At 64.0% G+C, this 13,661-nt stretch carries 16 protein-coding genes; 14 read left to right on the top strand and 2 right to left on the bottom strand.

Going from position 1 to position 13,661, the window contains the following annotated elements; all coding sequences use genetic code 11:
- Window positions 1-70: 70 nt before the first annotated feature.
- Window positions 71-769 carry a hypothetical protein gene (locus tag NG898_RS03595; RefSeq protein ID WP_252691111.1) on the bottom strand — a complete coding sequence of 233 codons (699 nt, stop codon included), beginning with the start codon at window positions 767-769 and terminating at the stop codon, window positions 71-73.
- 256 nt (window positions 770-1,025) lie between these two features.
- Here NG898_RS03595 and NG898_RS03590 point away from each other — a divergent pair, with 256 nt between their 5' ends.
- Genes NG898_RS03590 through NG898_RS03565 form a run of 6 tightly spaced genes read left to right on the top strand, consistent with a single transcriptional unit; the run spans window position 1,026 to window position 5,820 of the window.
- Window positions 1,026-1,643, top strand: coding sequence for a phage baseplate assembly protein V (locus tag NG898_RS03590; protein WP_252691110.1), 618 nt, complete (start codon window positions 1,026-1,028; stop codon window positions 1,641-1,643).
- Entirely contained in the window at window positions 1,640-1,990 is a 351-nt protein-coding gene (locus NG898_RS03585; RefSeq protein WP_252691109.1) for a GPW/gp25 family protein, read from the top strand. The genes NG898_RS03590 and NG898_RS03585 overlap by 4 nt, the downstream gene beginning before the upstream one ends.
- Window positions 1,991-1,992: 2 nt before the next feature.
- Window positions 1,993-2,898 (top strand): baseplate J/gp47 family protein, encoded by a 906-nt coding sequence (locus NG898_RS03580; RefSeq protein ID WP_252691108.1) that lies wholly within the window; start codon window positions 1,993-1,995, stop codon window positions 2,896-2,898.
- Window positions 2,891-3,433: a phage tail protein I gene (locus tag NG898_RS03575; RefSeq protein ID WP_252691107.1), complete on the top strand. Its 543-nt coding sequence runs from the start codon at window positions 2,891-2,893 to the stop codon at window positions 3,431-3,433. Before NG898_RS03580 ends, NG898_RS03575 begins: the two co-directional genes overlap by 8 nt.
- A 1-nt stretch (window position 3,434) precedes the next feature.
- Window positions 3,435-5,378, top strand: a complete 1,944-nt coding sequence (locus NG898_RS26170; RefSeq protein WP_252691106.1) for a hypothetical protein — start codon at window positions 3,435-3,437, stop codon at window positions 5,376-5,378.
- A gap of 4 nt (window positions 5,379-5,382) precedes the next feature.
- Entirely contained in the window at window positions 5,383-5,820 is a 438-nt protein-coding gene (locus NG898_RS03565; protein WP_252691105.1) for an XkdW family protein, read from the top strand.
- A 31-nt stretch (window positions 5,821-5,851) separates the two neighbouring features.
- Here the strand turns inward: NG898_RS03565 and NG898_RS03560 are convergent, their stop codons facing one another.
- A complete protein-coding gene (locus tag NG898_RS03560) occupies window positions 5,852-6,589 on the bottom strand; it encodes a hypothetical protein (RefSeq protein WP_252691104.1) in 738 nt (245 codons plus the stop codon).
- Between the two features lie 208 nt (window positions 6,590-6,797).
- Between NG898_RS03560 and NG898_RS03555 the strand changes: the two genes are divergently transcribed.
- The 8 genes from NG898_RS03555 to NG898_RS03520 are packed head-to-tail and all read left to right on the top strand — an operon-like array spanning window position 6,798 to window position 13,620.
- On the top strand, window positions 6,798-7,973 hold the full coding sequence (locus tag NG898_RS03555; protein ID WP_252691103.1) for a phage tail sheath protein: 1,176 nt from the start codon (window positions 6,798-6,800) through the stop codon (window positions 7,971-7,973).
- A gap of 29 nt (window positions 7,974-8,002) precedes the next feature.
- Entirely contained in the window at window positions 8,003-8,512 is a 510-nt protein-coding gene (locus tag NG898_RS03550; protein ID WP_232040528.1) for a phage major tail tube protein, read from the top strand.
- Window positions 8,513-8,562: 50 nt separating this feature from the next.
- Entirely contained in the window at window positions 8,563-8,889 is a 327-nt protein-coding gene (locus NG898_RS03545; protein WP_232040529.1) for a phage tail assembly protein, read from the top strand.
- Entirely contained in the window at window positions 8,886-8,987 is a 102-nt protein-coding gene (locus NG898_RS03540) for a GpE family phage tail protein (protein WP_037027209.1), read from the top strand. The genes NG898_RS03545 and NG898_RS03540 overlap by 4 nt, the downstream gene beginning before the upstream one ends.
- Window positions 8,984-11,665 carry a phage tail tape measure protein gene (locus tag NG898_RS03535; protein WP_252691102.1) on the top strand — a complete coding sequence of 894 codons (2,682 nt, stop codon included), beginning with the start codon at window positions 8,984-8,986 and terminating at the stop codon, window positions 11,663-11,665. Before NG898_RS03540 ends, NG898_RS03535 begins: the two co-directional genes overlap by 4 nt.
- Window positions 11,666-11,667: 2 nt before the next feature.
- The gene (locus NG898_RS03530; protein ID WP_252691101.1) at window positions 11,668-12,090 is read left to right on the top strand and encodes a phage tail protein; all 423 of its coding nucleotides are present in this window, start codon (window positions 11,668-11,670) and stop codon (window positions 12,088-12,090) included.
- Complete coding sequence (locus NG898_RS03525) at window positions 12,087-13,205, top strand: phage late control D family protein (RefSeq protein WP_252691100.1); 1,119 nt, start codon at window positions 12,087-12,089, stop codon at window positions 13,203-13,205. Before NG898_RS03530 ends, NG898_RS03525 begins: the two co-directional genes overlap by 4 nt.
- A 25-nt stretch (window positions 13,206-13,230) precedes the next feature.
- A complete protein-coding gene (locus NG898_RS03520; RefSeq protein ID WP_252691099.1) occupies window positions 13,231-13,620 on the top strand; it encodes a hypothetical protein in 390 nt (129 codons plus the stop codon).
- Window positions 13,621-13,661 lie beyond the last annotated feature (41 nt).

Below are 13,661 nucleotides of genomic sequence, written 5' to 3'. Positions count from 1 at the left end.
ACAACACCTAATTACTTGTAGAGCGCCACAAACACGTTGACCATTCTTCGAGTTGACAAGAGCTAGCAAGCTATTTGGCACTCGGGTTAGAGATCGTCGGCGCCACACCTGGAACAGTGATGGAGTATGTGATGCAGGCCGCCTGCACCTGCTCCAACGCCGCAAATCGTTCGTCATACGATTTGTCGGTGTTTGTCGCTGCAGCTACGGCGGTGTTCATTGCGCTCACGATACTGTTTCTTGTCGTAGCGATTGCGTCGCCTGCAAGCCCTGCCGTTCTCAACGTCTGCGACGCGGTATTGGTCGCGCCCGCCCACCCGCTCATTGCAGCAATAAACACCCGGTGGGCCGCAGCAGAACTCGCTATTGCTGCCGGCGCCAATACCGAGCCGGCGATCATTCCCGACATCGACAGCCAGAATGCCCCTTTTTCTTGCCCCTCCGCCGTGGCCTGCATGTGGGAAACGACCGCGTTGCAACCAGTTAGAACCGCATTCATCTGCTTGCGCAGATCCTCGTTTTCTTGGTCCGTAAGACCCTTCTTCGCATTTGCATTTTCGCTAGCAGCCGCTTTGACCGCTGGGGCATCGGGGTTCGATCCGTTTGCTTTCAAGGCCACCTGGAGGGCGGTCTGTTTGGCTTCGACCTCCTGCTTGACCGCGCTGAAATCTTGCTTCTTGATGAGCTGAAAATTGGGATTGGATGGGCTCGTCGCGCAACCCGCCAGAGAGACAAGGAAAAAAAATGCAACGAGTTTCGTCGCCTCCATACCCCCTCCAAAATATCTCTTTTTTCCTGACCACTGCCGTGCGCAGATGGTCACGTTTTTTTTAATCTAGTGCACCACTATCCTCGCTTACCACCCCACAGAAGCATTAATCTGAAAACCAGATCTTAGAAAGCTGAACATCTGAATTTAGAGATGCGAATTCCGGGAGTTATCTGCGAGAGGGGCATTGTTGTGGTGTTGGTTACTACAACAATGCCTGCGTGACCCCCACGCGCGCGCACGGCACTCTGCAGGCATGGACCTCGCAGAACTCGCCCGCCTCATCGAAAACCTGATCCGCATCGGCACCGTGGCCGACGTGCGCCACGGCAACCCACCGGCCGTACGCGTGCGCACCGGCGGCATCACCACCACCTGGCGCCCGTGGTGCGAACGCCGAGCCGGCACCACCCGCACCTGGAGCCCACCCACCAAGGGCGAGCAGGTCGTACTGCTTTGCCCCAGCGGCGACCCATCCAACGGCATCATCCTGTGCGCCATCCCATCGGCCGCGAACGACGTGCCGAGCCATTCGCCCAACGAGACCGTCACGCTCTACCCGGACGGCGCCCTCACCAAGTACGACCACGCCGCCGGCCTGCTCACCGTGCAGGGCGTCAAAACCGTCTTCCTGGAAGCCGCCACCAGCGTGCTGGTGAAGTGTCCGGACACCACCTTCGACGGCTCGGTTACGGTCAAGGGCCTGCTGTCCTTCATGAACGGCATTGCCGGCCAGGGCGGCGACAACGGCAACGTCATCACCGGCGACCTGACGCACCAAGACGGCAAGCTCTCGTCCAATGGCGTTGTGCTCGACGACCACGGCCACGGCGGCATCAAGCAAGGCGGAAGCTGGACGGACGGCACGCGATGACCGGCATGAACAACACCACCGGCCGCGCCTTGGGCGACGTGGCGCACATCCGCCAATCCGTGCGCGACATCCTCACCACGCCCATCGGCTCACGCGTCATGCGCCGTGATTACGGCTCGCTCATTCCTGAGCTGATCGACCAGCCCGCGAACCCTGCCACCCGCCTGCGCCTCATGTCCGCCTCGGTCTCCGCCCTCGTGCGCTGGGAGCCGCGCATCCGCATCAGCTCCGTTCGCTTCTCGGTGGGCGCCGATGGCAGCGCAGCGCTCGACATCGAGGCCGACCGAGTCGACGGCCCGCGCGGCGAGGCGCTGGGCACCCTGAGCGTGCCGCTGCGGAGCGTGTGAACATGACCAGCCTGATCGACCTCTCCCAGCTCCCACCGCCCGACGTGGTGGAAAGCCTGGACTTCGAGACCCTGTTTGCCGGGCGCAAGGCGCGGCTCATCGAGCTGCACCCGCCTGCACAGCGGGGTGCCGTTGCAGCAGTATTGGAGCTGGAATCCGAGCCATTGACCAAGGCCCTGCAGGAAAACGCCTACCGCGAGCTGGTCCTGCGCCAGCGCATCAACGAGGCAGCGCAGGCCGTCATGCTGGCCTACGCCAAGGGCAACGACCTGGAACACGTCGCCGCCCTCTTCCAATTGCAGCGCCTGGTCGTCAAGCCGGCTGATCCCGTCACAGGCACCCCGGCGGTCATGGAAGACGACGCCGACCTGCGCATGCGCGTCCAGCTCGCGCCGCAGTCGCTCTCCGTCGCCGGGCCGGAAGGCGCCTATCGCTCGCACGCGCTCAACTCAGACGGCCGCGTGCTCGACGCCTCCGCCACCAGCCCGCGCCCGTGCGAAGTGCTGGTGACCGTGCTTTCGCGCGAAGGCGACGGCACCGCGCCGCCAGAGCTTCTCGACCGTGTGGCCGCCAGCCTGCGCGCGGATGACGTGCGCCCGCTCACCGACCTGGTCACTGTGCGCGGCGCAGAAATCCTGCGCTACCAGGTCGACGCCACCATCTACACCTTCCCCGGCCCCGATTCCGGCGTCGTGCTGCAGCTCGCAAACAAGCGCCTCGCTGCCTACGTCGAGGCCTGCCACCGCCTTGGCCGAGAAGTCACCATCTCCGGCGTCTACGCAGCGTTGCACGTGGAAGGCGTGGAACGCGTCGAGCTGCGGTCGCCCACCGCCAACATCACTGCCGATGCCACACAGGCGCCGTACTGCACGGCGACCGACATCAAGCACGGGGGCATCCGTGGCTAACCTCCTGCCGCCCAACGCCACCCCGCTGGAACGCCGGCTCGCAGAAACCAACAGCGCCATCAGCGACCTTCCCGTGCCGCTGCGCACCCTCATCGACCCGGACGCCATCCCCGCTCGCCTCCTGCCCTGGCTCGCCTGGCATCTCGGCATTGATACCTGGAAGGACTACTGGCCCGAGCAGATCAAGCGCGCGCGCGTAAAGGCAGCCATCCCCATCGCCCGCAAGAAGGGCACGGCAGCAGCCGTGCGCGCCGTGGTCGCCTCCTTCGGCGCCAACATCGCCTTGCGTGAGTGGTGGCAGATGGACCCGCCCGGGCCGCCGGGCACCTTCGACCTGGTCATGACCGTCAGCGCGCGCGACGGCAACCCTCCGACCGCGGAATTTATCGGAGACATCGTTGCCGAGATCGACCGCACCAAGCCCGTACGCGCGCACTACACCTTCACCCAAGGCTTCAACCAGGTCGGCGGCATCGGCATCGCTGCCGCCATCCGCCCCGCGCTCTTCACCCGCCTCTCACTTTCGGACGTCTGACATGGCTGGAACCACCATCAACATCACCGACGCCGGCCGCGCCGCCCTGGTCAACGCAGACCACACCGGCACCGCCGCCCGCAAGATCGTGCAGGCCGGCATCGCCACCGCCCCCTTCACATTCGACGCAGGCCTGCAGGCGCTACCCAACGAGCACAAGCGCCTCGCCACCATCTCCGGCGAGACCATCGCCGCCGACACCGTCCACGCCACCATCCGCGACGACAGCGCCGACCAGTACACCACCTACGGCTTCGGCCTGTACCTGGACAACGGTGTGCTGCTCGGCACCTACTGCCAGCCCACGCCCATCATGGAAAAGGCGCCCGTGGCCATCCTGCTGCTCGCCGTCGACATGGTCTTCAAGCAGCTCGATGTGACCGCGCTTTCGTTTGGCGACGCCGCCTTCACCAACCCGCCGGCCACAACCGAACGGCAAGGCGTCGTTGAGCTGGCAACCGCTGCGGAGACGGTAGAAGGCGCCGACGCGCAGCGCGCAGTGACGCCGGCAGGCCTAAACGCCCGCACAGGCACCGAAGACCGTACCGGCCTCGTGCAGCTCGCCACCGACGCGGAAGTCGTGAGCGGAAGGGATGACGGGAAGGCTGTCACACCCCGGAAGCTGGCGCAGCGGCTCGCCAAGAAGGCCGACCTTACCGGCTCGCCCAAACAGGTGTTTTCAGTGGCGCCGGCGACGGCAACCGAGCATGCCGTGCCACTCGGCCAGGCTGACGAGCGCTATGCAACACCCGCATCCGTCAAAGATGCAAAGGACACAGCCACCGATGCCCTGGCCACCGCCAAGGCCGCGCTTCCGCGCACTGGCGGTGCCATGACCGGCATCATCGACATGACGGGGCCGTCCAACGAGCTGCGCTTCACCGACAACCAGCAGCCCATCACCTTGGGGCGCTTCCGCCTGGTATCGAGCGGCGGCCAGTTCATCGTCGACCGCAATACCGCAGGCGACGGGTCATTCTCGAAGTTCGTGCGCGTGTGCACCATCGACGGCAACGGCAACATGTCTACGCCGGCCGGCATCGTCGCCGATCTGTTCAAGACGCGGGCCAACGTCAACCTGCCGGCTCACAACGACGACGGACGGGGCTTCTTGGAGTTCGGTGGCGATACCGTTATCTGGCGCCTGTTCATGCCTGGCCCCAGCGGCAATCTCATCCTCAACAGCTACAACACAGATGGGACAAACAGGCACCAGCCGTTCTATATCGACTACGTGTCGGGCAAGTTTGTTTTTGCGACGCGTCCATCCTTTAACGGCGCAACGCCATGGGATTCAGCCAACCTGCCCAATCCGCTCACGACAGACGGCGGCTGGCTGAACGCAAACCGCGGTCTCTACTTCGGTGTTGGATACGGTAGAGGCGCGCTGACGGTCTCGTCAAACGGCACCGACTCAATCGGTGGCGCCTTTGCCGAGTGGAACGCCTCCCGAACGGCCGCTCTGCAAATCGACTGCCCCAGCAACGTAGGCGCCTACATGGGCATCCGCTGGACACAGTGGGGCATGCGGCACCTTGCGGCAATTGACTGCTTTGCCGGCGGTAGTGACGCAACCGTTCCCTATATCTCCATGCACGTTGGAGGCCGTGTCAACGCATTCACCTTCGGCGGCAGCGGCACCCTGGTCGCTCAAGGCGACATCCACGCTGGCAGCGGTGGCGGCATCCTCGCTAGCAATGGGAACGTCTACATGTCCTGGGCTGGACAATGGCTTTCTGACTACCTCACCAACCTGAACAACGGCAAGGCCACCAAAGGCGCAACCGCCCAAGTGAACGCCGTTACCGAATTCAGCTACATCGACATCTCAAAGGGTGGAAACCAGACCTTGGACCTGCCAGCCCCTTACGTCATGTGCGGGCTGCGCAACGTCGGCAACACCACCATCATCTACCTGCGCGGTACCTACCTCACCCAGCAATAACGCCATGCTCACGCACGACGAACTCAGCTTCTGCATTTCTCAGCAGTATCCGCACCTCACCCACGGCGCCCACTTCTGGGTCTGCCACACCGTCTCGCGCGAGACAGGCGCGCAGATTGAACCCGCACGCATCGCCGCCTGGCAGGCCCCGGAGCCAGAGCCCACCGACGAAGAGCTGCAGGCGCTGGTGCGCAAACATGGCGAGGCAGCTCGCATCCACATTGCCGCACGCGACGCGCGCATCGGGCGCGACCGGCGCCTGCAGGAGGCAGACGCGCTGGTCTACAAGGCAATGGATGCGGGAGATATGGAAGCCATGCGGCTGGCCGGCCAGTACCGCCAGGCGCTGCGCGACGTGACATCGCTGCCGGGCTTTCCGCTCGACTTCGCCTGGCCAACGGTGCCGGAACGGTTCGTCACGAAGCCACTTGCCAACGTCTGAGCGCCTGGGGCGCGCTCCCGCGCGGGGGAACTTAGCCGCCTCGGTTGGCCGTGATGAATGCCTCGACGTAGCTTCGGCATTGCTCTCGCACCCAGTCGAGGTCCCCGTCTTGCTTACGTGGTGCGTCAACCTGGAGCGACACAACGGCACCATTCACCCGAACGACGTACATACACATCAAGAGGGAGTTAGGCTCAGTCTTGCCATTTATGTCGACACTCATCGGGATAATCGACGTGTATCCAAATGCTGCTTCGTCGTCTCGCTCTACGGCGACAAGCAAAGGCGTACCAATCTTCAGCCCGTCTAGCGAGCCCCCAGACGCCGCTTTTAGCTGCTGCTGCTTTTTTTCGAAGTCCTTGTTCGCGGATTCCGTCAGCGCGGTCATGTTGCCAACGAGATGGCGTTGATGGTCAGTGAACTTACTGAAGTTGTCCGAAAGAAGCTTTGATGCCCCCGGTTGACGGGGCACCCTGACATAGATGGTGCCCGTCGCCCTGTTAGCAGCTACCAGGACAGCAACCACACGGGTGACGGTATCGGTAGGAAGTGAACTGAGGGTGACACCTTTCGGGGTTGCAGTGATGTCGGTAAAGCCGTTGGGGACAGGTATCACGACATTGGCGCCATCAACCGAGACGGATCTGTCGGCCGCAAAGGCAGAGCTACTCGCCAGGAGCGCAAGAGGTGCGGCCAGCAAAGCGATTTTTTTGAATATGCGGTTGGCCATACGTTGCATTATTTGGCAGATGTCATAGACAAGCAGCATAGTGCAACGACGCAAAGTCCACTGGGCAAGCTTCCGCGTGACTCCCCTCTTCTGACGGGCATGAGTGCGGCGAATCCGCGACAGCCGCCGCCAAAGCCTGAGTTCTGTTGTAACCCCCTCCCCCACAACACCCAGCGCGCGACACGCTCGCGCGCGCGCCGCATCCTTGCCGGGTCTGATCCAACGTCGGCTCACCCCGGAGGAATGCATGCCCACCGACTACCACCACGGCGTCCGTGTCATCGAAATCAACGAAGGCACACGCCCCATCCGCACCATTGAAACCGCCGTCGTCGGCGTGGTGTGCACGGCCAACGATGCGGATGCGAACGCCTTCCCGCTCGACACCCCCGTGTTGCTCACCGACGTGCAAGGCAGCGTTGGCAAGGCCGGCGACAAGGGCACGCTTGCCCGCACGCTGCAGGCCATTGCCGACCAGACGAGCCCGCTGACCGTCGTTGTGCGTGTGGCTGAAGGCAAGGCCGAAGGCGAGACCACCAGCAACCTGATCGGCACCACCAACGATCAAGGCCGCTACACCGGCATGAAAGCGCTGCTCGCCGCGCGCAACCGCTTCGGCGTCACTCCTCGCATCCTCGCGGCGCCGGGGCTCGACTCGCTGCCCGTCGCGTCCGAGCTGGCCAGCATCGCGCAAAAGCTGCGCGCCTTCGCCTACGTCAACGGCGCCGGCTGCAACACCAAGGAAGACGTCGTCGCCTACCGGCAGAACTTCGGCGCACGCGAGCTCATGGTGCTCTGGCCGGATTTCGTTGGCTGGGACAGCGCCGCCAACGCCGAACGCACGCTCTGGGCCACCGCCCGCGCCGTCGGCCTGCGCGCCAAGATCGACAACGAGACCGGCTGGCACAAGACGCTCTCCAACGTGCCCGTCAACGGCGTCACGGGCCTCTCGCGCGACGTGTACTGGGATCTGCAGAACCCCGCTACCGACGCCGGCTACCTCAACTCGCACGATGTCACCACGCTCGTCCACCAGAACGGCTTCCGCTTCTGGGGCTCGCGCACCTGCAGCGCCGACAAGCTCTTCGCGTTCGAGAACTACACCCGCACCGCCCAGGTGCTGGCTGACACGATGGCCGAGGCGCACATGTGGGCCAACGACCTGCCCATGACGCCCTCCCTGGTGCGCGACATCCTGGCCGGCGTCAACGCCAAGCTGCGCAACCTGGTGCGCAACGGCTACCTGCTCGGCGGCGAAGCGTGGTTCGACCCCGCCGCCAACCAAAAAGACACGCTCAAGGCCGGGCAGCTCGCCATCGACTACGACTACACGCCCGTCCCGCCGCTGGAAGACCTCACCTTCCGCCAGCGCATCACAGACCGCTACCTCATGCAGTTCGCCGACGCCGTCAACGCGGCCTGAACGGCGCACCACACTGACAAGGAATCACGATGGCACTCCCTCGCATCCTCAAACACTTCAACGTCTTTGCCGACGGCAACTCGCACGCCGGCGAGGTGGAAGAAATCACCCTGCCCAAGCTCACCCGCAAGCTGGAGGAATACCGTGCCGGCGGCATGAATGGCCCCATCGATGTCGACCTCGGCAGCGAAAAGCTGGAGCTGGAGACCACATACGGTGGCCTGATGCGCGACATCCTTAAGCAGTACGGCACCACCACCGTCGACGGCGCCCTGGTGCGCTTCGCTGGCGCCTATCAGTCCGAAGACACCGGCGCCGTTGATGCCGTGGAAATCACCGTGCGCGGCCGCCATACCGAACTTGAATTCGGCAACGCCAAGGCTGGCGGCAAAGAGCCCTTCAAGGTCAAGTCGTCGCTCTCGTACTACAAGCTCACGGTCAACGGCGAAGACTGGATCGAGATCGACCACGTCAACTTCATCGAGCGTGTGTTCGGCGTCGACCGCCTGGCCGAGCAGCGCAAGGCCATCGGCCTCTGATCCTTCACCTGCCGCACAACGCGGCACCCTCCACTTTCTGAGCCGTCACCATGGAACAACTCACCACCAACATCACCCTCGACACCCCCATCAAGCGCGGCGACCAGGTCATCAGCGTGCTGACGCTGCGCAAGCCCGGCAGCGGCGAGCTGCGCGGCGTCAGCCTCATGGACCTCATGCGCATGGACGTCTCCGCCCTGCATACCGTTCTGCCGCGCATCACCGCGCCCACCCTCACCACCGCAGACGTGAGCAAGCTGGACCTGGCCGACCTGGTCAAGATCGCCACTGAAGTGACCGGTTTTTTGCTCTCGAAGCAGGATCGGGAAGACGCCTTCCTGACCGAGTCGAAAACGCCGCCGCAGACGTTGCAGTGATCTTTGGCTTCCGCCTGGAGGAGCTGTACGCGATGAGCATTACCGAGCTGATGGAGTGGCGCGAGCGCGCGCGTGAGCGCAGCGAGGCGCAGGAATGAGCGACGCCCGCCGCCTGCGCCTGGAGGTCGTGCTGCAGGCTGTCGACAAGGCCACCCGGCCGCTTCAACGCCTGCTGAACACGAACAAAGACCTGGCCCGCACAGTCAAGGCAACGCGCGACCAGCTCAAAGCGCTGGAGCGCGCCAAGGGTCTGACAGGTCAGTTTGATGGGCTGCGCGGCAGCATCCGCGAAACCGTGGGCGAGATGCGCAGGGCGCGCGAGCGCGTGGAGCGGTTGGAGCAGGCGCTGAAGAACGCCAAGGCGCCAAGCGGGCAGCTCGCGGAGAACTTCAAGCGTGCTTCTGCCACGGCGGAAAGGCTGACCAACAAGTTTCGCACGCAGCAGACGCAGCTCGCGGAGGTGCGCCAGAAGCTTCAGCAGGCCGGTCGTGGCTCCATGACGATGGCGCAGTACCAGGAGCACCTACAGCGGGCCACGACGGCAGCGACACAGGCGCTTGCCAAGCAGGACGCGCAGTTGAAGACCCACAACGCGCGGGCACGGGCAATGGCTGCCAGCCAACAAGCGGCCGACCGCATGCGCACGCACGCCGGCAACCTGGCCGCCGCTGGCGCCGGCGCGTCCGTTGCGGGCGCCGCCACTGCTGCCCCCATCTGGAAAGGCCTAGGCGAATCCAAACACTACGAGCTGGAAAAGACCCGCATAGGCGCGCTCGGCTTGGGCGACACCGCCACCAAGGAATCCATCGAGTTCGCCAAGCAGATGAAGGCCTACGGCGTCAGCCAGGTCGACAAGGCCGAGCTGATGCGCGACGCCCTGAGCACGTTTGCCGATGCGCACCATGCAGAAATGGTGCTGCCCACCCTCGCCAAAATGAAGTTCGCCAACAAGGCCGTCATCGGCCAAGCGCAGGGGGCAGACAACGAGCGCATGTTCATGGACCTGCTCAAGGTCATCGAGCTGCGCGGCGGCCTGGCCAGCGAGGAGGAATTCCGCAACCAGGCGGACATGGTTCAACGCGTCATCACCGCCACCGGCGGCCGCGTGCAGGCAGACGAATGGCTCAACGTCATCAAGCGCGGCGGCCTGGCCGCCAAGGGCATGGAGAGCGAAGCCTTCTACTACACCCTGGAACCGCTGGTGCAGGAAATGGGCGGCAACACGGTCGGTACCGCCATGATGAGCGCGTACCAAAACCTTTACCAAGGTAAGACCACCAAGCGCACGCTCGGCAATCTGGACCGCTTCGGCCTCATCGCAGACCGCAGCAAGGTCAAGGAAGACAAAGCCGGCCAGGTCTCATTCATGGACCCCGGCGCGCTCAAGGGCGCCGATATCTTCCGCAAGGATCAATTCGCCTGGCTGGAGCAGGTGCTGCTCCCTACCCTCAAGGAAAAGGGCATCACCGAGAAAGACCAGGTGCTGGACGCCATCGGCAGCATCTTCTCCAACCGCACGGCGTCGAACCTGATGTCGCAGATGTATCTGCAGCGCGACCAGATCCACAAGAACATGCGGCTGAACAAGGGCGCTGCCGGCATCGACCAGCTCGACACCGCAGCCAAGGGCCTGCCGCAGGGCAAAGAACTGGAAATGCTCGCCAAGGTGCACGACCTGGAGAAGGAGATTGGCGAGAAGGTCATGCCGCTGTACGCGCGTGCGCTGGAATGGGTCGCCAATGCGGCCGACCGCGTGACGAAGTTCATGCAGGAGAACCCCGGCGTAGCAAAGGCGATGGCCGTAGGGGTGGGTGTGTTGGCCGCCACACTGCTCACCATTGGCCCGATCCTACTCACCATTGCATCGGTAATGTGGCCGCTCGCCAAGTTGCGCACCATCTTCGCAGCGCTGACGGGCGGCGCGCGCCTGGGCGCAGGCGCCATGCGGCTGCTCGCCGGCGGTTTCAATCTGCTCATGCGCTGCGTCGGTGGCGTCGGCAAGGTGCTGATGTGGATCGGCCGCGCGCTGCTGATGAACCCCATTGGTCTGGCGGTAACGGCCATCGCCGTGGCAGCCTTCCTGATCTACAAATATTGGGAGCCCATCAAGGGCTTCTTCTCGGGGCTGTGGGGCCAGGTAAAGGAGGCCTTCAATGGCGGCATCGGCGGCGTCGCCAAGCTGATCATGAACTGGTCACCGCTGGGCCTCTTCTACTCGGCTTTCGCTGCGGTGATGAACTGGTTCGGGTTCGAGATGCCGACCAAGTTCACCGAGTTCGGCGCCAACATCATTCAGGGGCTGGCCGATGGCATCAAGGGCGCCATCGGGTGGGTCGTGGATGCGGTAAGCGGCGTTGCAGACCGCACCATCGGCCTCTTCAAAGAAAAGCTCGGCATTCACAGCCCCAGCCGCGTCTTCGCGCTGCTGGGCGGCTTCACCATGGCTGGTCTCTCACAAGGACTGGAAGACGGCCAAAACGGCCCACTGCAGGCGGTGCACAGCCTGGCAACCAAGCTCACCGGCATCGGCGCAGGCATCGCCATCGGCAGCACGGCAGCGGTGGCCGCACCCATATCTTTCGACACGCGCCCGCCGCTCACCACCAGCTCGGTGGCCGCGGCGCCGGCTGCTGCAGCCGCGCCCATCACCATCCACATCCACCCACCCGCCGGCGCAGACCCGCAGGCCATCGCCCGCCTGGTGCGCGACGAGCTGCGCCAGATCGAAAACCAGCGAGCCGCCCGCCAACGCTCGCGCCTTACCGACAGGGACTGACCATGATGATGGCCCTGGGCCTGTTCGTGTTCAGCCTGGACACGGCGCCCTATTCTGAATTTCAACGCCAGGTCGGCTGGCGCCACCCGAGCAACAACCGCGTCGGCCGCCGGCCGTCGTACCAATTTCTCGGGCCAGACGAGGAAACCATCACCCTGTCCGGCAAGCTGCTGCCCGAGCTGACCGGCGGCGAATGGACCCTCTCTGCCCTTGAGCTGATGGCCGACAGCGGCGATGCCTACACCCTCATCGAGGGCACCGGCCACTACTACGGCCAGTTCGTCATCAACAACCTGGACACCACCCGTACCTACTTCTTCCAGGACGGCGCCGCCCGCGCGTGCGACTTCACCCTCAAGCTGACCCGCGTGGATGACGGTCTGCTCTCCAAGGTCGCCAGCGTTGCAACGGGCCTGCTGCAATGACGGACAACACCGCTGCCGAGCTGTCGCCGCGCCCGGCCTACCGCATCAAGGTCGGCGACAAAGACATCACCGGCCGCTTCCAGGGCCGACTCATCGGGCTCACGCTCACTGACAACAGCGGCTTCGAGGCTGACCAGCTCGACATCGAGCTGGACGACAGCGACGGCAAGCTCGACCTGCCCGAGAAAGGGGTACGCCTGTCGCTCTCGCTCGGCTGGGAAGGCGCCGGCCTGGTCGACAAAGGCACCTACAAGGTCGACGAACTGGAACACACCGGCCCGCCGGATCGCCTGGTCATCCGCGCCCGCAGCGCCGACATGGACGGCGGTCTCACCACCCGCCGCGAAGACTCCTACGCCGGCAAGACCGTCGCTGAAGTCGTCCAGGCCATCGCCCTGCGCAACAAGTTCACCTGGCTGGTGGGCAAAAAGCTGGCCGGCCAGGTCATCACCCACGTCGACCAGACCGGCGAGTCAGACGCCAACTTTCTCTCGCGCCTGGCGAAAGAGTTCGACGCCATTGCCACCGTCAAGAACGGCACGCTGCTATTCATCCCCGCCGGCGAGCCGACCAGCGGGTCGGGCCTGCCGCTGCCCACCGTCAGCATCACCCGCGCGACCGGCGATACCCATACCTTCAGCGTTGCCGATCGGGAGAACTACAACGGAGTGAAAGCGCACTACCAGGACACACGCGCCGGCGTGCGCGGCGAGGTGGTTATCGATGCTTCCAACGCCGTGGCGACGAAGGAGCAGCGGACCGCCAAAGGGAAAAAGAAAAAGAAGAAGCCGGAGACGGTGCAGGCCAGCCCGAACCCGGACAACGTGAAGGTGCTGCGGCACACGTACGCATCACGGTCCAACGCCGAGCGAGCGGCGCGGGCGGAGTGGCAGAAGATTCAGCGCGGCGTCGCGACGTTCAACATTACGCTGGCGCGTGGGCGGGCGGAGCTGTTTCCCTCGCTGCATGCGAAGGTGAGCGGGTGGAAGCCTCAGATTGATGGGACGGGCTGGTCGGTTGGCCGTGTTGTTCACAGCCTGAACGATGGCGGTTTTACGACCGCGCTTGAGCTGGAAATCAAGCCGGAAAAGTTGGAAGATACCGGCACACAATAGGCGCCAGATGGCAGCAAATCATCGAATGAAACTCGAAGTCGAAGGCAAAGCCGGCATCAGCAACCCGACTGCGGCGCAGGTCGCTAGAGCGATTCGGTCGCTCAAAAGCTATGGGCGGTCCTCTTATGCCTCTTTGACGAATGAGTCAGGTAGCTATGTCCAGGTGGCCGGTGGCGGCGTGAGTTGCATGGTGGAGCTATTCGACACGCCGACTGCGGTTCGCTCCAGGGCCTTCCATGACAAACCTAACGCTGCCCGCCCTGATGGAACCATCCTGGTTTTTGGAGCCGGCAACATTCCGTTGCGCTCCGATGAGTGGTTCATGGCGAATCAGGTGGTCGAAATCTTTCTTGCGTTCCACGCTGCTGCGCGATTTCCGAGCTACGTCAGTTGGCGTCGGGCGCCGGGGTTTTAGCCGCCGTCCGCTTCCGGCCATGATCGGGCCCTCACGCCGCT

It is taken from the genome of Ralstonia mojiangensis (genome assembly GCF_023955645.1).
Classification (GTDB): Bacteria; Pseudomonadota; Gammaproteobacteria; order Burkholderiales; family Burkholderiaceae; genus Ralstonia; species Ralstonia mojiangensis.
Note: the sequence above shows the minus strand (reverse complement) of the source record. Positions and strands in the feature narration are given on the sequence as shown.